This window comes from Microcystis panniformis FACHB-1757 (assembly GCF_001264245.1).
Taxonomy (GTDB): domain Bacteria; phylum Cyanobacteriota; class Cyanobacteriia; order Cyanobacteriales; family Microcystaceae; genus Microcystis; species Microcystis panniformis.
Genome location: NZ_CP011339.1, coordinates 3,367,655 through 3,389,470, shown reverse-complemented (window position 1 = coordinate 3,389,470; position 21,816 = coordinate 3,367,655). Strand labels below are relative to the sequence as shown.

Annotated in this window: 19 protein-coding genes and 2 pseudogenes; 7 read left to right on the top strand and 14 right to left on the bottom strand. The window is 42.7% G+C overall.

Annotation, left to right across the window (positions count from 1 at the left end; translation table 11 throughout):
• Nucleotides 1–26: 26 nt before the first annotated feature.
• The 9 genes from VL20_RS16345 to VL20_RS16305 form a co-directional block, all read right to left on the bottom strand.
• Nucleotides 27–1,664, bottom strand: a complete 1,638-nt coding sequence (locus tag VL20_RS16345) for an ABC transporter permease (RefSeq protein WP_052277113.1) — start codon at nucleotides 1,662–1,664, stop codon at nucleotides 27–29.
• Nucleotides 1,665–1,729: 65 nt separating this feature from the next.
• A complete protein-coding gene (locus VL20_RS16340) occupies nucleotides 1,730–2,257 on the bottom strand; it encodes a hypothetical protein (protein WP_052278489.1) in 528 nt (175 codons plus the stop codon).
• A gap of 29 nt (nucleotides 2,258–2,286) precedes the next feature.
• Entirely contained in the window at nucleotides 2,287–2,493 is a 207-nt protein-coding gene (locus VL20_RS16335; RefSeq protein WP_052277112.1) for a Tse2 family ADP-ribosyltransferase toxin, read from the bottom strand.
• 41 nt (nucleotides 2,494–2,534) lie between these two features.
• Nucleotides 2,535–2,975, bottom strand: a complete 441-nt coding sequence (locus VL20_RS16330; protein WP_002758462.1) for a type II toxin-antitoxin system VapC family toxin — start codon at nucleotides 2,973–2,975, stop codon at nucleotides 2,535–2,537.
• Nucleotides 2,975–3,202 carry a hypothetical protein gene (locus tag VL20_RS16325; RefSeq protein ID WP_002758463.1) on the bottom strand — a complete coding sequence of 76 codons (228 nt, stop codon included), beginning with the start codon at nucleotides 3,200–3,202 and terminating at the stop codon, nucleotides 2,975–2,977. Before VL20_RS16325 ends, VL20_RS16330 begins: the two co-directional genes overlap by 1 nt.
• 180 nt (nucleotides 3,203–3,382) lie before the next feature.
• Complete coding sequence (locus VL20_RS16320; protein WP_052277111.1) at nucleotides 3,383–4,192, bottom strand: MBL fold metallo-hydrolase; 810 nt, start codon at nucleotides 4,190–4,192, stop codon at nucleotides 3,383–3,385.
• Between the two features lie 61 nt (nucleotides 4,193–4,253).
• Nucleotides 4,254–4,841: an anthranilate synthase component II gene (locus VL20_RS16315; protein WP_052277110.1), complete on the bottom strand. Its 588-nt coding sequence runs from the start codon at nucleotides 4,839–4,841 to the stop codon at nucleotides 4,254–4,256.
• Between the two features lie 127 nt (nucleotides 4,842–4,968).
• Nucleotides 4,969–5,469: a pentapeptide repeat-containing protein gene (locus VL20_RS16310; protein ID WP_052277109.1), complete on the bottom strand. Its 501-nt coding sequence runs from the start codon at nucleotides 5,467–5,469 to the stop codon at nucleotides 4,969–4,971.
• Nucleotides 5,470–5,471: 2 nt separating this feature from the next.
• Nucleotides 5,472–6,860: an LCP family protein gene (locus VL20_RS16305; RefSeq protein WP_052277108.1), complete on the bottom strand. Its 1,389-nt coding sequence runs from the start codon at nucleotides 6,858–6,860 to the stop codon at nucleotides 5,472–5,474.
• 767 nt (nucleotides 6,861–7,627) lie between these two features.
• Between VL20_RS16305 and VL20_RS16300 the strand changes: the two genes are divergently transcribed.
• From VL20_RS16300 to VL20_RS29095, 3 genes and pseudogenes are all read left to right on the top strand, one after another.
• Entirely contained in the window at nucleotides 7,628–8,305 is a 678-nt protein-coding gene (locus VL20_RS16300; RefSeq protein ID WP_052277107.1) for a C40 family peptidase, read from the top strand.
• 83 nt (nucleotides 8,306–8,388) lie between these two features.
• A pseudogene (locus tag VL20_RS16295) lies at nucleotides 8,389–11,492 on the top strand (efflux RND transporter permease subunit).
• A 12-nt stretch (nucleotides 11,493–11,504) separates the two neighbouring features.
• Complete coding sequence (locus VL20_RS29095) at nucleotides 11,505–11,711, top strand: hypothetical protein (RefSeq protein ID WP_128575238.1); 207 nt, start codon at nucleotides 11,505–11,507, stop codon at nucleotides 11,709–11,711.
• 509 nt (nucleotides 11,712–12,220) lie between these two features.
• Here the strand turns inward: VL20_RS29095 and VL20_RS16290 are convergent.
• From VL20_RS16290 to VL20_RS16280, 3 genes are all read right to left on the bottom strand, one after another.
• Nucleotides 12,221–14,590: an endonuclease MutS2 gene (locus VL20_RS16290; protein ID WP_052277106.1), complete on the bottom strand. Its 2,370-nt coding sequence runs from the start codon at nucleotides 14,588–14,590 to the stop codon at nucleotides 12,221–12,223.
• Nucleotides 14,591–14,765: 175 nt separating this feature from the next.
• Complete coding sequence (psb27, locus tag VL20_RS16285; RefSeq protein WP_043998990.1) at nucleotides 14,766–15,167, bottom strand: photosystem II protein Psb27; 402 nt, start codon at nucleotides 15,165–15,167, stop codon at nucleotides 14,766–14,768.
• Nucleotides 15,168–15,753: 586 nt separating this feature from the next.
• The gene (locus VL20_RS16280; protein WP_052277105.1) at nucleotides 15,754–17,118 is read right to left on the bottom strand and encodes a sensor histidine kinase; all 1,365 of its coding nucleotides are present in this window, start codon (nucleotides 17,116–17,118) and stop codon (nucleotides 15,754–15,756) included.
• A gap of 45 nt (nucleotides 17,119–17,163) precedes the next feature.
• Between VL20_RS16280 and VL20_RS16275 the strand changes: the two genes are divergently transcribed.
• Complete coding sequence (locus VL20_RS16275) at nucleotides 17,164–17,856, top strand: response regulator transcription factor (protein WP_002758477.1); 693 nt, start codon at nucleotides 17,164–17,166, stop codon at nucleotides 17,854–17,856.
• Between the two features lie 170 nt (nucleotides 17,857–18,026).
• The gene (locus VL20_RS16270; RefSeq protein WP_052277104.1) at nucleotides 18,027–18,329 is read left to right on the top strand and encodes a hypothetical protein; all 303 of its coding nucleotides are present in this window, start codon (nucleotides 18,027–18,029) and stop codon (nucleotides 18,327–18,329) included.
• A 53-nt stretch (nucleotides 18,330–18,382) separates the two neighbouring features.
• Here the strand turns inward: VL20_RS16270 and VL20_RS16265 are convergent, their stop codons facing one another.
• A complete protein-coding gene (locus VL20_RS16265; RefSeq protein ID WP_052277103.1) occupies nucleotides 18,383–18,589 on the bottom strand; it encodes an ATP-binding protein in 207 nt (68 codons plus the stop codon).
• 21 nt (nucleotides 18,590–18,610) lie between these two features.
• On the opposite strand from VL20_RS16265, the pseudogene VL20_RS16260 reads away from it, so the two are divergent.
• Together VL20_RS16260 and VL20_RS16255 are read left to right on the top strand one after the other, a co-directional pair.
• Nucleotides 18,611–18,976: pseudogene (locus VL20_RS16260) on the top strand (Uma2 family endonuclease); the annotation flags it as partial.
• Nucleotides 18,977–19,377: 401 nt separating this feature from the next.
• Nucleotides 19,378–20,882 (top strand): IS5 family transposase gene (locus VL20_RS16255; RefSeq protein ID WP_128575130.1). Its coding sequence is split into 2 segments (ribosomal slippage): nucleotides 19,378–20,137 and nucleotides 20,137–20,882, totalling 1,506 coding nucleotides; the frame shifts between segments, so codons are not numbered across the junction.
• A 186-nt stretch (nucleotides 20,883–21,068) separates the two neighbouring features.
• Here VL20_RS16255 and VL20_RS16250 read toward each other — a convergent pair.
• Nucleotides 21,069–21,728: an SDR family oxidoreductase gene (locus tag VL20_RS16250; protein ID WP_052277101.1), complete on the bottom strand. Its 660-nt coding sequence runs from the start codon at nucleotides 21,726–21,728 to the stop codon at nucleotides 21,069–21,071.
• Between the last annotated feature and the right edge of the window lie 88 nt (nucleotides 21,729–21,816).

Genomic DNA, 21,816 nt, shown 5'->3' with positions numbered 1-21,816 from the left:
AACTTGTCCAGGAATCGGCCACCACTTTAATCGATCGCCCGTCGGGAAATTTGCCAACTTAAAAAAATTACCGGAATTAATCCCACTAAGACAATGGCCAGGGCCGGTGCCGCCGCTTCCACCAAACGTTCATCACTGGCGTATTGATAAACGCGCACCGCTAGGGTATCAAAATTAAAAGGTCTTAACACCAAAGTAGCCGGTAATTCCTTCATCACATCGACAAAAACTAACATAGCCGCCGTCAATAATCCCCCCGACAAAAGAGGAATATGCACTTTAATTAAAGTTGCACCAGTGCCATAGCCAAGGCTGCGGGAAGCATCATCTAAACTAGGTTTTATTTTACTTAAACTCGATTCTAACGTGGAAAAAGCTACGGCTAAAAAGCGGACAATATAGGCAAAAATCAAACAGAAAATCGTACCGCTCAGAATTAAATTGATATTTAATCCCTGATTGAAAAAGTTATCTAATTTACCGAGAGGAATTAAAACCCCCACGGCGATAACTATGCCGGGGATAGCATAACCAGCGGCCGCAATCCGCACAGAACCCTTAAGAGTTTTATTCGGATTAAGTCTTTCCCCGTAGGCGAGAATTAAAGCTAAAACCACCGCAATAATTGCGCTTAAACTGGCCAGAAAAAAACTGTTTCCCGACAGACTAAAAAAGTCATTATTAAAAGTTTCTTGGGCATGATTAAAGGCTAGATAGGCTAGATAAAAAGCAGGGGCAATAAACCCAAGAAATATCGGCACAAAACAGGAGATCATTGCCAAAAAACTGCGAACAAATCCTAGCTCGTACTTAGTCGGTGACTGGAAACGATTGGTCATTTCATAGTAACGAGCTTGACGACGGGAGGATTGTTCAAGGAAAACTAAAACGAGGATAAATACCATTAAAACTGTTGATAACTGTCCCGCTGCTATACGATCGCCCATACCGAACCAAGTATTATAAATCCCCGTGGTAAAAGCATTAATGCCGAAATACTGCACCGTACCAAAATCGTTCAGAGTTTCCATTAAAGCTAGGGCCAATCCCGCCATAATTGCCGGTCTTGCTAGGGGTAAAGCGACAGTAAAAAAACCGCGCCAAGGGTTACATCCCAAGGAGCGACTTGCCTCCACTGTGCAGACAGATTGTTCTAAAAAACCGACCCTTGCTAACAGATAAACGTAGGGATAAAGCACCAGTATTAACATCAGAATCCCCCCCCAGAGAGAACGGATATTAGGAAACCAATAATCTTCGACACTATTCCAACCAAGAAGACTTCTTAAGAACGTCTGCACCGGACCAAAATAGTCCATCATATTGGTATAAGTATAGGCCAAGAGATAGGCAGGAGCGGCAAGGGGTAGTAATAATAACCATTGAAATTGTTGACGACCGGGAAATTGACACATCGTTATTAACCAAGCGGTGCCAACACCGATGATTAAAACGCCGCTGCCCACCCCACCCATCAACCAAAAAGAATTAACTAGATAATCCCAGAGAACAGTTTCGAGCAGATGTTGCCAGACTTGACTGGAGTTAGTTAATAAACTACTGGCCACCGATAAAATTGGCAGGGAAACAAGCAGGGCAATTAGTAAAACTGCAATTGTCCATCCCTGTCTAAAAAAAGAGCGATATTCTTTCAGCAAAAACATTTTTAATAAGATTGTTAAAGCAATTTTTAGAGAACGGTCTAGTTATGCCTTCTTCGCTTGTGAGGTCAACTTACAGCCAGCAGTTCATTAAGCTTGTTTTTCAGATTTGGCGATGTCATCAGCGGGTTGTAAACTTCTCCTGCGTAAGGTTGCCAAACATAACTAGGGCTAAAGGAGCGAAATACTGGCAATATTCCTAGCTCGCCTGCAAGTGGTTTCGCTAAAACCAGTCCTGGGATAGATAGATTGGATGATTCTTCGATAAGCTCAGTGTATGTTCTAAATTCATCGACTTCAACACCAACCAGTCCATAACGGAAGGTGGGGGCAAATCGTAGGGACTGATAGAGTAAAATACCTAACTCTGTCATTGAATAGGCACTTTCAGGGCTGTCTATTCCCACTTCGCTAAGATTATTTGGTGAAACGCGACACCACCAATTTTCTTCTATGTCTTGGAATGTGTCTGTGCGACATTGGCACTGGCGACCATTTGACAGCAACAATGACATTCCCTGAAAATGTTGAGCAAATTTATCGGCCTTGCTCTCATCAGAACCACATTCTGCGGATAAACTAAATATCCATGCCATTTTCATAGACTCCTATTGTGTGTATGCCACTAATCCACCTTTTCCCAATATTTTTGGGTCTTTGCCAATGCCGCTTCGTACCTTTCTAGAGCCATTGTAACTCTTGGCATGATGCTAACGTGGGTTGGGCTATCTTGGACAGCCTGTAAATCTCCTGCAATAATGCTGTCATCAATCTGCCACAAAGGAGCTTTGCCCATGCCGCCAAATTTTGGCTGTAACTGCTCACTTTTCACTCCTCACCCCCTCACGAACCAAAAAGCCTGTAAACTTGATTTTATAAGGTGGATTTGCTATTATTTGGCTCTTGCAAGCGATGCAAGCACTCCTGAACTGATAACACAGGTACCGATGAATTCAAAAACCCTTGATTATCTCGGGTCAAGATAGCATCAAGTCCTTGAGCTACAGCACAAGCAACCTGAATCCCATCCTCATAATCAGCCAAACCTGAACTAAACGCTACCTCTAGAACCTCCCGGTTTACAGGGCAGATTTCCATTGCTGTCAATGTCTCTGAAACTGCTTGCCGTGCTTGCTCAATACTGCGCGTGTGTCTTCGAGCAATGTAAAAAATGTCCGTGAGGGTTGTGGCTGTGACATACCCGACGATCTGACCGGAATCGATCGCCTGAAATAGTCGTTCTGCATCTTGGAAAAATAGCTCTCTCTGCAATAGAAAATCTAGGAGAACATTAGTATCAATTAAAACTCTCACTAAAGGTATTTCTCCAGCCGACGCTCTTCCAACATGGCAGCTACTTCTTGGTCGGTTGGTGCAAGTTGGTCTGTTTTGAGTAAGCCACGCATCCGTTGAATTGCACCAGCACGATCAGGTCTAGCAATTGGGGTACTCTGCAAGGACTCAATAATGGCGCTAACCAGCGCAAGTCGCTCGCTCGGTGATAGCTTAACCGCTTCTTCCTTTAGGTCTTGTAGTAACATAGACATTCCTTGGGGCTGAATATTCTGGAATTTCTTAAAAATAATTATAACCCTGATTTATGATCAGGGCTGTAGGGCGAGTTAGCAACAACGTAACCCGGGGAATATCAGGAAATTGATGGTGCGTTACACGAGAAAAAATTAGTTAATCAATAGGACTAGGTCATTGGCTCCTAAAAATTAGGATTTCTCTAACAGTTTGCGGTAGTCAAACACGCGAATGAGCGTCCCTTTTTTGGGTAAATCGGCGGCACGAATCCGTAATTTATTGTCCTCGATCAAACGGATATTTTTATCCTTGACTAACTTGAGAAACTCATCTACAGACACCAATTCACAGGCATTTTTATCGGCGGCACTGGTGAAGTATTGCGTCGGGACAGCTATTCGCGGTTGTAAAACTTCGATCGCCTGTTTTGCTTCTTGGGGATTATAATTTTTGGGACCACCTCCCACGGGAATAAAAGCTAAATCCGGCGAACCTAGGAGAATTCTTTGTTCTAATTCGAGCGGGGCGGCTGCCCCCCCTAAATGGACAATACTAATCCCTGCTTGGGTCCAACGCCAGGCCACATTCATGCCGAAACGTTGCCCCCCCATGCGATCGTGGGCGATACTAATACCCTGTAGTTTTAATTTACCCAGATCGTAGGCCCCCGGCTCAAACAAAATTTTCGGATTACCGGGTAAACCCTCGGCCGCCCCTTCATCCCACAGTTGACTACTAATTAAAACGATATCTGCTTCTACTTTTGGCAAAGGAAAACCCGCCGTACAACCAATTGCCCGGAAAGGATTAACTAGGACTCTTTGCCCTCCTCCGGTGAATAAAAAGCAACTATGACCCAACCATTGAACTAAGAGGGAATTATCGGGTTTTTGGGGGGAAGTGGGGTTAGTGGGTTTGGGTTTAGTTTCCGCTAAAACTGAGCCTACTGCCACGGTTAAGAAACTTGTCCCCACCGATAAGATAAAATCTCGCCTTTTCATAAATGTAGATGCAGAATTAATCAAGTTAAGGTTAATTTCAGGGGTTGGGGATTAGTAAACACTAGAGGGATCGGAGAAAGTTTCTTAAAAGTTCCTTGCCGGCAGTGGTTAAAATACTTTCGGGATGAAATTGTACCCCTTGAATCTGGGGGTAATCCCGATGACGGACTCCCATGACCGTACCATCTTCTACCCAGGCCGTGATCTCTAAATTATCCGGCATGGTGGAGCGATCGATCACTAAACTATGGTAACGGGTGGCAGTAAAAGGATTTTCTAAGCCTTGAAATACCCCTTCACTGTTGTGATAGATGGGGGAAGTTTTGCCGTGCATCAAGACCGGGGCCGAGACCACATCCCCTCCGAATACCTGACCGATACTTTGATGACCGAGACAGACACCCAAAATCGGCAAATGGGGGCCAAATTTGGCGATTAATTCCAGAGATATGCCCGCATCGACCGGACGACCAGGACCGGGGGAAATGACAATCCCATCCGGCCGCATTTGTTCGATTCTGTCCAGATCGATTTTATCATTACGATAGACCTCGATCGGTAAGGCGATCGGAAACTCGGAGGCTAATTCTCCCAAATACTGGACTAAATTGTAGGTAAAACTATCATAGTTATCGATGACGATTATCAAGAGTCTCTCTCCTTTCTCTAGCCTCGCTCAGTATTTTCATTCTACACCTCTGCTGTCTTGATCGAGATAGCCGGGGTGTAGGGGGTAGGCTATTTTTGAGCAGTCAGCTAAAATCTGCCCGGAATTGCTAATCACAGCCTAAACTATCTCTGGTGGCCACTCCCGTGACTGGATTAATGCCATCGGCCCGTTCACACATTAACTTGACCTGATAGTGATCAATTACGGCGTTAGTGAAATCGGCCCCGGTAATAATTGTGTCATAAAAACGGCTGCGAGTAGCGATCGCATCGGTAAAAATAGTATTAGTTAAATCGGCAAAATCGAGGGTAACTCTATCTACCAAAGAGGCGGTTAAATCGGCCCCTTTTAAGTTAGCTTTTAAGAGGACAGCCTCGGTGAGAATGCTATAGGATAAATCGGCACCTTCTAGGTTAACTCCCCGCATCGCGGCAGCTGCGAAAACTCCTCCGCGCAAATCCTGATGGGAAAAATCCCGATCTTGCAGCTGGGCAAAACTATAGTTAATCGTTTTATCTTGGGCCAAAGCCACCGGACGGGCCGCGAAAAGTAGCCAAAGAATCGCCAGCAAAATAATTAAAACCAGACTGAAAAAATTTTTCAACATTGTTACTGTTGAGCGTCAAAAAACTGGGACACATCATCACCCACCCGAATAGTTAGGTCTGAGTCTAAAGCACCAGTGGAGGATGATTCTACTTTACCGATTCCCAATTGATTTTTCAAGAGGTTAGCGGACTGAACATCACCTTTTTGGGCAATAATTGCGGTGGTTTCTAGCTTTTGGGAGGAGTCATCGCTAATATAAACATTTGTGTAGCCCTGTTTGGCCAGATAATTGCGAGTACGACGGGCTAAACCTTTGGTATGGGTGGCATTTTGAATGGCAATCCGCAGACTATAAACGGAGGTTTCTCCCCCCCCATAGTTATCGGTAAAATTATTAGCCACAATGGTTCTAATTTCGCGACGGTTCAAAATCCAATAACTGCGACCATCGTATTCCTCGAGGTTGTTAAACCGGCCGGGGAGTAGGATCATTCTTAAGTCATCCTGTTTAATTTCCCGTCCAAAATTAGCGATAGCCAGCATTTCCTCGACGCTTAAGTTCGTATCGATATATTGTTGTAAAACCTGTACTGCTTTCGGGAGACTGGGGAGAATTGTCGGACTAAAAATCTTTTGTTGGAGTGCTTTTAATAAAATTTGTTGTCTTTGTACGCGACCAATATCGCCGTATTGCGGGTTACGAAAACGGGCAAATTGTTCTGCTTGGTCGCCGTTGAGATTTTGCCAACCCTCTTGTAAATCAATTTCTAATTTTTGGGTGACATCTTTATGATACATTCGTTCGGGTACATAAACCTCTACACCCCCGACTAAATCGACTAATTCCTTGAAGGCATCGGTAGTCACCCGCACATAGCGATCAACGGTGACATCCCCTAAAGTATTACTGACCACTTCTGCCGCTAGAGTCGGTCCACCGTGAACGTTAGCATCGTTGATTTTAGTAAAACCATGGCCGGGGATTCTGACGCGGCTATCGCGAGGGATAGACAACATTCTCACGGTTTTATCGCTAGGATCGAAGCGCACTAGGAGCATGGTATCGCTGCGACCTTTAAATACATCGTCGCTGTTTTTGGCATCTAAAACTCGATCGATGCCCATAACTAAAATATTAACAGGACGAGAAAGCTGCTGATTGATTAAGCTATTCCAAGCTTGATCCTCAAGGATGTCTGTTTGGGTGGGAAAAGATGTTTTTTGGAAGATAGCCCCAATTGGTGCGGGTAAGGGACTAATTAAAGCGACGGTGGCCCCAACAGTGGCGGAAACTAGGGCGGTAAAACTGAGGGTTATTCCCCAAAATAAGCCCTTTTGTAGGGGAGATGCTTTTTTTAAACCGGACATGACTGAACTGACCACCGCGACGGTATTTTCTGAGTTTTGGCTGTATTCTTGCTTTTCAAACCGCCCCGAAACATTGGCCATGGACTAACCTCAACATCTGATTAAAAGCTTACTTTAAGTAGGGAGGAACAATTATTTGTAGGATGGGTTAGCGGTAGCGTAACCCATGCGGGCGTTGGGTTTCATACTTCAACCCAACCTACGTTCATCTTATATTTAATTCCACCCACCCAGGAGGTGACTGTTGATCGATAGAATCTATCTCTAGCCCAAAAGTTCCAGATATTGGCCACTCCCCTCTCGCCGGCTATTGTAACATATTGTTAAGGAACTGGCTATCCTAGACCTGTTGTAAAAATCAAAAATTGTTGTTAGGGTTAGGAGTTGGTGGCCAGTAGCCAGTAGTCAGGAGAATTAAAAACGAATAATAAACGATTAAATGCTCTATTCACCGATTGTATGCCATTTAATCCTTATTTTTGCAGTTTTTGAACCCTGAAAGGTTAATTATGCCATAGGTTTAATAATTTTTCAGGGATTCAGTTCGGTTATAGATTATCTTTATGGCCAAGAATTAAGGCTCTCTTAGGTTTGATGGGTAAAATGTATTCTAAGATACAGTCCTGCTGGCGAGCGAGTGGAAGGAACCACTCCAGACACAGAGGACACAAAGATTGATCGCTTCTATAGTAAGTTAAACTGCTCACACAAAGAATAAGAGAGCCGAATTAAGAGAGGTGGAAACTTGAAGATGACAGAACGAACTAAGGTTATTCTCCTCGTTGTTATCCCTTTGCTTTTGGCTAGTAATGCAGTTTTTTCTGTCAATAAATTCTGAGCTATTTTTTATGCAAATCATCTCCCTTCCCCCATCATCCACCCAGGAATATCTCTGTATAAGAGACTTAAATCTCTACAATTCTCCCAGTTGTCAAGAGTTAGCTACCCAAGCACAACAGGGAAGACAATTAAAATTTATTTCCCTAGAAATTACCGAAAAAGGGCTACAAATTCAGCTAAGGGAAGATAATTATTTAGCTTGGTTATGCGGAGAAGATTTAGATGCAATTGCGGTGGCCACCACAGCTTATCAAAAAATTCCTCTAACTCGTTCAGAAATAGAAAAACATATTCCTGAGATTATCACTTTTACTCAGGAAGCAATGAACCGTACCAATCATTATTTCTGGGGTGGAACCCTTGCACCTAATTACGATTGTTCAGGATTAATCCAGGCTGCTTTTGCCACTTTTGGTATTTGGTTGCCGAGGGATTCCTATCAACAGGAGGCTTTTTGTCAAAAAATAAACCGAGAGGAATTACTCCCAGGAGATTTAATTTTTTTTGGTGATAAAAGAGTTAATCATGTGGCGTTATATCTAGGTAATAATCAATATATACACAGTTCAGGAAAAGAAACAGGTAATAATGGTATCGCTATCAATCTACTCACCGATGATAGGGATAGCGTCAGTCGTTATTATTATCAAAAATTATGGAGTTTCGGTCGAGTTATGCACAATTAATCAGTTATCAGTTATCAGTTATCAGTTATGGGTTTACTGTTCACTGTTTACTGTTCACTGTTTACTCTCCCCCATAGATAATCATGTCAGAAAACATCTCCCTAAGCGGTCTATCAATTCGTCGTCACATAGGAGTATTGATGTTAACTATAGCAGTTATCATCATCGGTCTTTTTTTTCTAAATCGTTTACAAGTAGATTTGCTTCCTTCTATCACTTATCCTCGCATTAGTTTAAGGATGAATGTCCCGGGGGTTTCCCCGGAAGTTATTCTCGAAGAAGTAACTAAACCCCTAGAAGAAGGAATGAGTGCTACCGAGGGAGTAGTGCAAGTTTATTCAGAAACTCGCGAGGGAAGGATGCGAGTAGATTTATTTTTTCAACCGGGGGGAGATTTAAACGTTGCTTTAAATGAAGCTACCGAAAGTTTTAATCGTGTCCGACAAAATTTACCCGATATTATTGAGGAACCGCGCTTAAACAAATTTGAACCCTCTCGTTTACCCGTCTATGAATTTGCTCTCGTTTCTGATACCCTACCCCTAAAAGACTTAAGATTATTTGCTGATGAAGAATTAGGGAGAGAATTAGGGTTTGTGGGAGGAGTTGCAGTGGTGGACGTGATTGGGGGAGTTAGAGAAGAAATTCAAGTTAATATTGACCTGCAGCGATTACAATCTTTAGGAGTGGGATTAAATCAGGTTTTAGACACCCTAAAAAGACGCAATCAGGACATCTCTGGGGGCCGACTAGAGGGAGAAACCGGGGAACCTTTAACCCGTGCGGTGGGGAAATTTAAAAACGTAGCGGATATCCAAGATTTAGCACTGACCGATAGTAATAATCCCGAAGAAAAAATCTATCTGCGGGATGTGGCCAGAGTTATCGATGGGACAGAAGAACAAAGAATTTTTGTCACCCTAAATGGAAAAAATGCCGTCAGGGTTAGCGTCCAAAAACAACCGAATGCGAACACGATTGCTGTGGTAGAAGGGGTCAAAAAACGCATTGCCGAATTAAAAAAATCCGGGTTAATGACCGGGGGGATGCAAGTCGTCCCCACTACCGATGAGTCTGTATTTATCCAAAATGCGGTTAATAACGTGGTTTCGTCGGGACTAGCGGGGACAATTCTAGCAGGATTGACTGTATTCGTCTTTCTCGGTTCCCTGCGACAGACTTTTATCATTACCCTAGCGATTCCTCTTTCTACCCTCGTCGCAATTATCTGTATGAAGTTATTCGGGTTATCGATAAATGTGTTTAGTTTGGGAGGATTGGCCCTAGGGGTGGGTATCGTGGTGGATAATTCCATTGTCATGCTGGAAAATATTGCCCTCAAAGTTAATCAAAACCAAAATAAGCGAGATTTTTTAGAAATTGCCCGGAATAGCAGCCAAGAGGTAGAATCTGCTTTATTGGCCTCCACTGCGACTAATCTCGTCTCTATACTGCCATTTTTATTACTGGGTGGTTTTATTTCCCTGCTGTTTAACGAGATTATCCTCACTATCAGTTTTGCTGTGGCTGCTTCTCTGCTGTGTGCGTTAACCGTTGTTCCCATGTTAGCCAGTCGTTTGTTAAATATGCGGGTTTCTAGTGGTATTCAGCGATTTTGGCTCTTAAAAGTCTTTAGTCAACGTCTAGAAGGTTTAACCATCCTCTACGGTCGTTGTTTAGCTAAAATCATCCGCTACAGAATACCTGTTATCCTACTGGCCTTTTTAATTTTAGGGGGAAGTAGTTTTTATCTCTGGCAATATATCCCCCAAGAAGTCTTTAGTCGTATTCAAACCGGACAGGTGAACGTTTTTGCTCAATTTCCCCGGGTACCAATTTAAATGCTAACCGTCAGGTGATGCGGGAAGTAGAAAAGATTTTATTATCACAACCAGAGACTAAGTACGTTTTTACTACCAGTGGCGGTTCTCTTTTTGGCACAACTACCAATGAAAATATTTTGCGTGCTTCTAGTACGATTAATCTCAAACAAGGCACTAATACAGAAGCATATATCGAACGCATGAGCAAAGCACTAGAGCAATTAAACCTCGTTAACGTGCGTTTGCGTCTCACTCCCGGTCAAGTGCGCGGTATTATTCTTAATAACTCTCCCTCCGTTGGTGCCGATGTGGATGTGATGTTACAGGGACGCGATGGGAAAACTTTAGAGCAAGCTGGTGAAGAAATCCTCAGTATTCTCGATGAAAAAGTCCCTAGTGCCCGTTTTCGTCCCGATGCTGACCCCAGACAACCGGAAATCCAGATTAAACCCGATTGGACCCGCTTAAATAGTTTGGGATTGAGTACCTTGGAAGTGGGACAAACGCTACGGACCGCTATTCAAGGATCGATCCCCACCCAACTGCAACGGGGAGAAAGATTAATCGATATCCGGGTGCAATTAGACCCCGACTCGCGGCAAAAAATTAGTGACATCTCACAAATACCTATTTTTGTCAATAGACAAGAAGACTTAAAATTAGCAGATATCGCCAGGATTGAAGGGGGAAAAACCCCAGCAGTCATCCAGAGAATTAATCAGCGTCAAGTTTTTATTATTATCGGCAGTTTAGTCGAGGGTGCGAAATTAAGTGACGCACTCGCGGGAGTACAATCGGTTTTAAATTCCACTCCCTTACCCGATGGTATCAGCATTTTACCCAGTGCTGCTGCCATGTCTAATCAAGAAATTCAGGGTTCTTTGGGTTTATTAGCGGGTTTATCGGTATTTTTAGTCTTTGTGGTCATGGCCGTCCAGTATAACTCACTCATAGACCCTTTGGTGATTATGTTAACCGTTCCTTTGGCCCTAGCGGGGGGAATTTTTGGACTATATTTGACCAAAACCCCGATTAATGCCATTGTCATCGTCGGGGTGGTGTTATTGGTGGGCATTGTGGTTAATAACGGGATTATTATGGTGGAATTGGCCAATCAATTGCGGCAAGAATTCGGTTTTACTCGACTACAAGCCATTTTAAAGGCCGCTCCCCAACGTTTACGACCGATTTTGATGACCACCGTGACCACGGTTTTAGGTTTATTTCCCCTCGCTTTAGGATTGGGAGAGGGGGGAGAATTCCTGCAACCTTTAGGAATTGTCGTTTTTTCGGGTTTGTCTTTAGCAACTCTGTTAACTCTGTTTATTATTCCCTGTTTTTACGTTTTATTCTCTAGAAAGTAATCTTCTTGCACAGTGGGAAGTGGGGAAGTGGGGAAGTGGGGAAGTGGGGAAGTGGGGAAGTGGGGAGGTGGGGAAGTGGGGAAGTGGGGAAGTGGGGAAGTGGGGAGGTGGGGAGGTGGGGAAGTGGGGAAGTGGGGAAGTGGGGGAATTTCAACTAAAACCCTAACACCCCAAAACCCCAAAACCCTATCACCCTATCTCCCGACTCCTGACTTCTAACCCAATGTTGGTCAAAGATAAGCAAAAATTATCTACTGACTCCAAAAACTTGAGAATATTTAAATTAACATTCCGTAATATTTATAAATTCTTAAGAATTAATTGAGAAAGATTTTTATTTAACAACGATGTTCCAATGGTAACAGCGATTTGATAGAATTTCATAATGGGTTATCTTGTGCTTTTTTGGGCAGCAACGGTTGAAACCCTTGCCACACCTAGAAGTTGATCCTAATTAAGACGGGTAAATGAGTCAATTTCACCCATAACGATGATCTTTTTTTTGTGTAGTTTTATTGCAAAAAAAAAGTTTTTTTGACAAAAAGCACAAAGTATGATAGTAACCCAACGTATTTCTGGCTGCCAGTAGTTATTGCAGAGTGGGAGTTGGGGAGTATTTTCAGTGATCAGTAAACAGTGAACTGATAACTCACATCTGATAACTGATAACTGATAACTGATAACTGATAACTGACTTCTAACCCGACAAAAAACCTATTCAGCAGACCCTAAGTTAAATAAGCGATAGTTACCCCCGAACCGCCCTCATTTTGGGGTGCTAATTGAAAGCGTTTTACCTGGGGATGACGGGATAGGAAATCGTGAACACCTTGACGCAATTTCCCCGTACCTTTACCGTGAATAATCCATAATATACCCGATGGGGTGGCTCTGACGATCGCCTGTTCGATATCCGTTTCTGACTCTGCCACCCTGGAACCGCGAATATCGACAGTATTATTAGCAGTACGAATTAAAGGGGTCTCCTGGGGTTTTGTGGGAGTTTGGGGCAAATTTTTGGCAGTTTTTGGCGCAGTTTCCACTTTTTGACCATCCAAAGACTCAATCTGATCTAAGGGTAGGGTCATCTTCATCATCCCGAAACGCAGGGAAATCTCCTCTGATTCTGGTGAAATTGCTAAAACTTCGGCAGTTTGTCCCAAATTGGGCAAGCGTACCCTTTCCCCCACTTGCGGACGATAATTAACCTTAGTTTTTTCCGTTTTTGGTAATAACCTTTCTGCGATCGCAGTTAACTCCTCTGTGGCTTTTTGGGCATCTTTACCAGTTTTTGTTCCCGCTTGCAATCGGCGAATAACGTCATTAATCTCTGCTTTTGCCGATAATAAAGCCTTTTGTATCTCCTGCTCCTGATAACGCTTTAATTCTCGCTCTCTCTCCTGTAGAGAATTAGCCCGCGTGGAAACTTCTGTATAAAATTTCTCCGTTTGTTGGAGTAATTGACTAGCTTCTTGAGCTTTTGACTCCTGTTCCCGTCTTTGCGCTTCCAAACCAGCAATTACTTGATTTATCTCCTCCGATAACCCCCCCAGATGATTTCTCGCTTCGGCCACAATTTCGGGACTTAATCCCAAACGCTGGGCAATAGTTAAAGCATTAGAACGCCCCGGAATGCCCCATAATAGTCGATAAGTGGGGGAAAGAGTGCGATCATCAAACTCTACCGAGGCATTTTCAAAGCGAGAATCTCGATACTTTAACGCTTTTAATTCCCCGTAGTGAGTGGTAGCCACCGTCAATAAACTATGATCAGCGAGGTATTGTAAAATAGCGATCGCTAAAGGACTTCCCTCAGCCGGATCCGTACCTGCTCCCACCTCATCGAGTAAAACCAAGGAACGAGAATTTAAAGCCGCTAAAATGCGGACAATCCGGCGAATGTGACCCGAAAAAGTCGATAAACTCTGTTGCAAAGACTGTTCATCCCCGATATCGGCTAAAACGTGATCGAACCAGGGTATCTCTACCGGTTCCCGCGCTGGAATAAACAGGCCCGCTTTCGCCATTAAAGCCGCTAATCCGAGGGTTTTTAAAGTAACGGTTTTTCCGCCGGTATTTGGTCCGGTGATGGCAACAACGCGAATTTCTGGGGTAATCTGCACATTTATTGGTACGACCTCCCCCCCCTGTTCATGGTGTTTTTGCCACCAGAGCAAAGGATGACGCAAATTCCGTAAAGTAATCGTTTCCGAACCATCGATAAAGTGGGGGGGATTACCCTCTAACCATAAACTGTAACGGGCCCTGGCGGTGGCCAGATCGAGCCTAGTAGCGATCGCAAGTAAATATTCTAAGTCGTCAAAGGCTTCGGCGATTGTATTACTTAACTGCCGCAGGATTTTTTCTTCTTCGATTTGTTCCTGACGACGATATTGCCGCAGTTGATTGCCTTGGTCAACGATAGAGTGAGGTTCAATGTAAAAAGTCGCTCCTGTGCTGGAAGTATCGTGAATTATCCCCGGTATTTGCTCTTTTTGTGCTGCTTTGACGGGAATCACCCAGCGGTCGCTTCTTTGGGTAATGACCGCTTCTTGGATAGCACCGCCCTGTTTTTGCATGATATCCTGCAATTTGCGGTAAATTCGCTCTTTAATCACCTTCATTTGTCCCCGAATTTCCCGTAATTGGGGACTAGCGCGATCGGATATCCGGCCATCTTCATCGATACAACGGTGTATTTCCTGTTCTATCTCTGGATAGGTGCGAATTTCGGCTACTAACTCTTTTAAAACTGGTATATCTTCCTGTTCGTCAATTAAACGCCGTAAACGTCGCACTCCGGCCAAAGTCGTGGCAATATTTAAAAGTTCCTGTCCCGATAATAACCCCCCCAGATGCGCCCTTTCTAGGGCATCACCGATGTCGGTAATCCCATCAAAGGAAAGACGACTATCTAATTTTTGTTCTAAGCTATAAACTTCTTTGGTTTGGCAGAGTAGGTTTAAACTTTCCTCTTTGCTTTCTGGTAACGGCAATTGACGAATCGCGATCGCACCGAGTTTAGTCGCTGCAAAAGTAGCTAGGTGTTGACATAGCCGCGGCCATTCCAATAATTCTAGGGTTTCGTCTTGAATCAATTTTGTAGTTTTTTATAATACGCTTTGTATTTCTAGTCTAACCAGATTTGGTCTGATTTTTACAGGAGTGGGGTGTGGGGTGTGGGGTGTGGGGTGTGGGGAGATGGGGGGATTTCAACTAATACCCCAAAACCCTAACCCCCTAAAACCCTAACACCCAACCCCTAATCTGTATCTAAATTCCTTTCTGGAGAGAGAATTGCACCTGTTTAAATTCTTGTTTTAAACGTTGTTTGAGTTTGTCGGGGATGGGACGGGAACCGTAGGCGGTATAATAACCAGCTAGAGAGTTTAAGGCTGTTTGCATAGTAGTGAAAGAACGCAAACCCCCGGATTTTTTATCTCGTCGGTAGAGGGAGATGTAATCGTTGATTTGTTCCTTTGCTTGCGACTCAACTGCCGCTTTATTCGGGTCATCTTTGACTAAATCAAGGGCTGTGGTTAAAGTTTCAATCACCGTCAGGGTATCCTGTCCATAATTGCCGGTTAACCGCGAACTACTAGAACAACCCATCAATCCGATGACCAGGACGAGAACCAAAGCTAATAAGCGAGAAATGTAAGGTTTTAGAGACATATTTTCAACACCATAAGTTAATCCCAAGTCACCTTATCCTATCAGGAAACCGTGACCAGTTCCCCAGGAGAGTCAACTGGCTGCAAAAATCAGGGGTCAACTGGCGGGTAAATAGCCCAAATATAGGCTTTTTGGGCGGTAAAAGCCCTATTTTTGCCTAAAAGTTGCGATGCCATCAACCCGGAGGGAGTTGATTCTGGACTAATTCGGGCCGCGATCAGGCACTGGTGGCGGTTTCAGGATCGATCGAGATTGGACTTTGCGAGCGATCAATCTAGAAGATAAAAATTCTCCGTTGCTTTCGTCCCATTTCGGAAGAAAGAAAGTTAAATTTTGTAATCTTTAGGGCTTGCTGAATAATGGTAAAACCCTTTTAAAATAAAGCTTTTGACCTGTTAAAGTCCGATGTTAGTGCAAGAAAATAGGATTGGGACTTTCAAAAACCTTGCATTATCCTTCTTGTAGTACATCGCTTGGTACAAAAAACAAGGGCAACAAAGCCTGAAACGACCGGCTCCTGACTCCTGACTCCTACCCCCAGGAAAAACTTTTTCAGCAGACCCTATTTAGACCTCTCAAGCTGGAACTAGGGTGAAATGGGCAGTTTGACGGTAAAGCTTGTTCCCTTATCCACTTGGCTATCTAGGGCGATTTCGCCGCGGTGGAGTTCGACGCATTTTTTAACCACTGCTAACCCCAATCCCGTGCCGATAATATTTTCCACATTCTGACCCCGATAAAAGGGTTCATAGATCTTACCTCTATCTTCCTCGGCAATGCCGATACCGTGATCCCGGACTTGAAAAACAATGCGATCGCTATCTTTCCCCAAAATCAAACTAATCCCTGCTCCTGTGGGGGAATATTTAATCGCATTTAAGAGTAAATTACTTAAAATCGAGTAGAGCAGTTTCTCATCTAGATAGGGACGAATCATCAATCCCTGACTGACAAATTTAATCGGCGTATTATTTTTATTGATAAATTGAAAATCCTCGACTAAATTTAAACAAAAAGCTTCAATATCGAGCGGCTCTAGCCGACAACTGAGATTACCAGATTCTGCCCTTGTTAAAATCAAAATATCTGTTAAGAATTGATTCATTAGCTTGACAGAAGACTGGATTCTATATAGGTTTTTTCTGCTCGACTGTTCTGCATCTTTTAAGCCATTTTCTAATAACTGCGAGGCGGAAAGAATCACGGTTAAAGGAGTTCGGAATTCATGGGATATCATAGAAAAAAGCTGAATTTTTAGATCGGAAAGTTCTTTTTCCTGTAGTAATAACCGGTGAATTTCATCACTTTTTTGTCGCCGTTTCTCTTGCCAAAAAACTAAGAAATAAACTCCGCAAATAATCCCAAAGCTAGTAAAAGTTCCCAGTAAACCCAACAGAGAATTTTCGCGAATACTATCCCTAGAACTAGCGATGCTACTTCTTAAATTCCTTTTCTGACTAGCTTGTAAATAGGTAAGAAGATTTTGAAACTTATCCCGGATATCGACACTTTTAACCGTGATTGCATCTTGAGAAATATCATCAGATTGATCAGATTTATAGGTAGCGATCGATTGATTAAATAGAGCAATTCGCCGATACATTAAATCCCCGATCTGAGTCACCATTTCGCGCTCAAAATCCGTGCCGTTTTCTAATTGTTTAGCCAAGAGTTGCCAGTTAGATTGCATCAAAGCGATCGCCCGACGATGACGGCCCAATTCACTAGGGCTGCCAGTTTTGATATAACCCCGTCTTCCCGATTCGGCCACCGCCATGTTAGCGTAAAGATTAGCGAGATTATCGATAATCTCGTAGGTAACTTCCACCTCAGCAGCGCGCTGACGCAGGGCGAGGGTATTGCGATAGGAAACTAGGCTAATAGTTCCCATCAGTAAGACAGTTAGCCCGAAACCTCCCGCGATCCATTTTCCTTGTTTGAGCCAATTCATCAGGAGTTAACCGACGCTATTTCCAGCTTACTCCATCTCTAGACCATGCGAATTTTAGTAGTAGAAGATGATATGCAACTAGCCGAGATTTTGCGAGAGGCCTTGAGCGAGCGACAATACGTTGTCGATGTGGCTAGAGACGGAGAAGAAGGCTGGAATTGGCTAGAATTAGGCAAATATGATCTTTTAGTTCTCGATGTCACCCTGCCAAAATTAAGCGGAACTTTACTCTGTCAACGTCTGCGACGAGCGGAATCCCATCATCCCGTCTCTGCTAATGCCACCGTTCCCGTCCTATTATTAACCGCAAGGGATACGGTAATCGATAAAATCGACGGATTAGACGCAGGGGCCGATGATTATGTCACTAAACCCTTCGATTTGGGCGAATTAATGGCGCGGATTCGGGCCTTGATCCGACGTGGCAGCAGTACCAGCAGTGTTTTATTATCTTGGGGGGGTTTGCAGTTAAATCCCAGTACCCACGAGGCCAGTTATAACGGTCAACTTCTTTCCCTCACCCCCAAGGAATTCGCTCTCTTAGAATTACTTGTTACCCATGGGCGCCGGGTCTTAAGTCGATCGGGTATTATTGAGCGAGTTTGGTCTTTGGACGATTCTCCAGCCGAGGAAACCGTTACTTCCCATATTCGCGGTCTTCGTCACAAGCTAAAATCCCTCGGCGCGCCGGAAGACTTTATTGAAACCGTTCACGGTCTTGGTTATCGTTTAAAGTAATATCTGCCTTGGGACAGTGGACAAAATCATTTCTGCACGAAATCTGCACGAAGTTTGCAGAGGGTTTCCATAATCACCCGTTAAATTAGAGAGTTAGACAGGTGCAGGGCTTCTAGACAATCAGAGCGGTCAAACCTGTGACTCTCCTCTCCTAAACGGGGCTGCTTGACATGATTTACACGCGATTTGACTATCACGGTTGGCAGATTGAATTGATCCTAGAAATGCAGGGTTATTCTTTTCAATGTTGGCGAGTGGATGGCAGCGAAGGAATTAGCGATTGCCTAGTTTATGCCACCTCTGAACAAGCTTTAGCGGCTGCCCGACACCGGGCTGATCTAGAGTCCGCTTGTCTTGCTCTACTGCGATTTCTCAATGATATCGGCGGCCGGAATTATTACCTCACCCGCGATGATCGCGATGCTCTTAGCCAGTCAATTTTAGAATATGCCCGTCTGGGTGGTGTTTCCTAATTTCTTCCCCGGAAGTTTTCCCCCCATTGAGAATCATTCTCGCTCCGATTTATTTATTTTCCGGTCACTTTCGGTAATAGAATCGTGACAGTGATTCCATTACAGGAGATACTAGCAATTTCGATCGAGCTACCGTGTAGTTCCACGCATTTCTGCACCACCACCAAACCCAACCCTGTCCCAGCGATGTGACGGACATTTTTATATAACTGTTTTTGATCTTCTCTGCTTGGATAAATTGCGATAAAATTAACGATCATAACGATCAATAAAAAAATTTTATGGTTGTCACTGTTAATAATTCCCTGACCCTAAGGGAATTTCTACAATTACCAGAAACTAAACCCCCCAAGGAATTTATTGACGGTCAAATTATTCCTAAACCGATGCCCCAAGGTAAACATAGCACTATTCAAGGTGATTTAGTTCCGGCTATTAACGCTAGTCTAAAACCCCAACGAATTGCCCGTGCCTATCCTGAATTGCGTTGTAGTTTTGGCAGTCGTTCTCTAGTTCCTGATGTTTCAGTTTTTCTCTGGGAAAATATTCCCCGCGATGCCGAGGGAAAAGTATTAAATAATTTTGCGATCGCTCCTGAATGGTTGATTGAAATTTTCTCTCCCGATCAAAATCAGACTAAATCAGTTATCAGTTATCAGTTATCAGTTATCAGTTATCAGTTATCAGTTATCAGATGTAAGTTTTAAGTTAAAACTCTTCTAGAGTAGTTATGATATATTAGCAAAAAATAATCGACGCAAGCTTTGCCAAGTAAGGCTCACCAGAATTTAAAAAAGCAATTTTAATAAAAAAAGCTTTTTGCTTTGTTGGATTCCAGGCTATTTAAGGCTTTAGGCTCATTTAAACTACTAATTTGCTATAAGCAGTCTAGGAGAGCCTAAGTTAATTAATTAGGGTTTGCTGAATAACTGTGAAATACTTATGATATAAGGATTACAGCCATATTAAATTCCCAAAAAGTCAAGAAAAAGGGACAGAAAACGGCTAAAATTGCTAAAATACCCTTGCACTTATCCGACAAGAACATATGTACCGAAAAACGAACGAGTCTTCAATTGCCCCAGAAAACTTTGAGTTGCCTTTTGAGGGAAAATTATCAGCAGATAATCGCTGGATAATAATGGCAGAGTTAATTCCCTGGGAAGAATTTGAAGAAGAATATGCCCAAAATTTTGACGAAGAAATGGGTGCGCCAGCCAAACCATTTAGGATGGCATTAGGAGCATTAATTATTAAGGAAAAATTAAAAACAAGCGACAGGGAAACCATAGAGCAAATCAAGGAAAACCCCTATTTACAGTATTTTCTAGGGATGTCAGCCTATAGTAATGAAGCTCTATTTGATGCGACAATGTTCGTTAATTTTCGTAAAAGAATCAGTAAGAATTTAATCAATAAAATTAATAAAAGAATGGTGATGAGAGAGAGAAAAAAGAAGGAAATTGAAGAAAAAAGTGAAAGAAAAGAAGAAGAAAAAGAGAGTCAAATAAAAAATAAAGGAAAATTAATATTAGATGCAAGTTGCGCACCTGCTGATCTAAGTTATCCCCAGGATTTAGGGATATTAAATCAAGCAAGAAAGAAAACAGAAAACATTCTAGATTGTCTCTATCAAAGTTTGAGAATCAAGCTGAAGAAAAAGCCAAGAACTTATAGAAAAAGAGCGAGAAAAGATTATTTAAAAGTAGCCAAAAAACGTCGTTGTTCTCAAAAAGAAAGACGAGAAGCTATCAAGAAGCAACTGCAATATATCAAAAGAAATCTATCTCAAATAGAGAAATTAATCGAGGGGGATCAGAGTTAAGTAGTCTCAGCAAAAGAAACTACAAAATGTTGTTAGTGGTGACAGAAGTTTATCGTCAACAATTGTGGATGTGGGAAAATAAATCATCGAGAATTGATGATAGAATTGTGAGTATAACCCAACCACACATCCGCCCTATCGTTAGAGGAAAAGCAGGAAAACCAGTTGAATTTGGAGCAAAAATCTCAGTAAGCTGTTTTGAGAGTTATGTATTTTTAGACCATTTAAGTTGGGATAATTTTAATGAATCTGGGGACTTACAAGCGCAAGTAGAAGAGTATAAAGAATTCACAGGATATTATCCAGAATCAGTTCATGTTGATAAAATTTATCGAACTAGAAAAAATCTAGCTTGGTGTAAAGAAAGAGGAATTAGAATCAGTGGAGTTCCTCTAGGAAGACCACCTAAAAATATTAGTAAAGAAACTAAAAAACAAGCTCTTGAGGATGAAGGAATTCGGAATGCAATTGAAGGTAAATTTGGTCAAGCAAAAAGAAGATATAGTCTTGATTGTATCATGACAAAACTTGATAAAACTTCAGAAACTTCCATTGCCATTACTTTTTTAGTCATCAATCTTTCTAACCTGCTTAGACAGGTTAACTGTCTTTTTTTGTCCCTATTTCTTTATACATCTAAATTTAGCTTTATTCATCCCTCTTTGATTAGAAAAGATGATAAAAAAGCTGATTTCTCAACAGAAAAACTTATCTTAAATTCGGGCTGATTTTTGAGAGTTTTTGTTTTTTACTTTTTCAGCAAACCCTAATTAGGGAGGCACAATTATTTGTAGGATGGGTTAGCGGTAGCGTAACCCATGCGGGGGTTGGGTTTCATACTTCAACCCAACCTACGTTCATCTTATATTTAATTCCACCCACCTACTTACTGATTACTGATTACTGATTACTGTTTAGCTGACACTTTGAAACAATTGTGTCCAATCGAGATTGGGAGCATCTGAGGGAGCAACAATTTCAAGAATTTTATTGTTAGCGGCGGGATAAAATAGGGATTCTACACAAACCGAGGCCACTTTTGTGCGGGGAATATTGCCCTCAGAAAGGGTATCGGCAGATGACATTTTAATGGCATTAAGATTGTCCTCGTTTTTAAGGCCTCCGGGGCGCACAATCGTGTAGGTTAGTCCACTATTGATTAAATAGTCTTCCGCTTGTTTTTTCCAGAATAAAATTAACCAAAAGAGATTAAGGGGATGGAAAAAGTTCGATACACAGAGGGAAGTAACCAAAACAAAATGCTCAATTCCTTTCTTTTTAGCGGCATCGATGAGATTTTTAGTTCCCAAGTAGTCCACTAACAAAGGTTCCGTGGGATTAAAACTCGGTCTGGCTCCCGTGGCGCATAACAAAACGCTACAATCAGCGATGAGTGCCTCTAACTTATCGGCCTGTTGCACATCTCCGACGACGATTTCCACCCCTGCGGGCAAAATTTCCGCCGCTTTCTCGCGGTTTCTCACCAAAGCGCGCACGGGAATCTGACGTTCGACTAATTGGGCAACGATTCGCCGTCCCGTTTCCCCCGTGGCTCCTGCTACAAATGCTTTCATCGCTTCTTGACCTAATAGTTTTTAACAATACGTTACACTAATCTCAATTCTACAAATTTCCCTGATCCTTTGGCAGTTAATCCCCAAC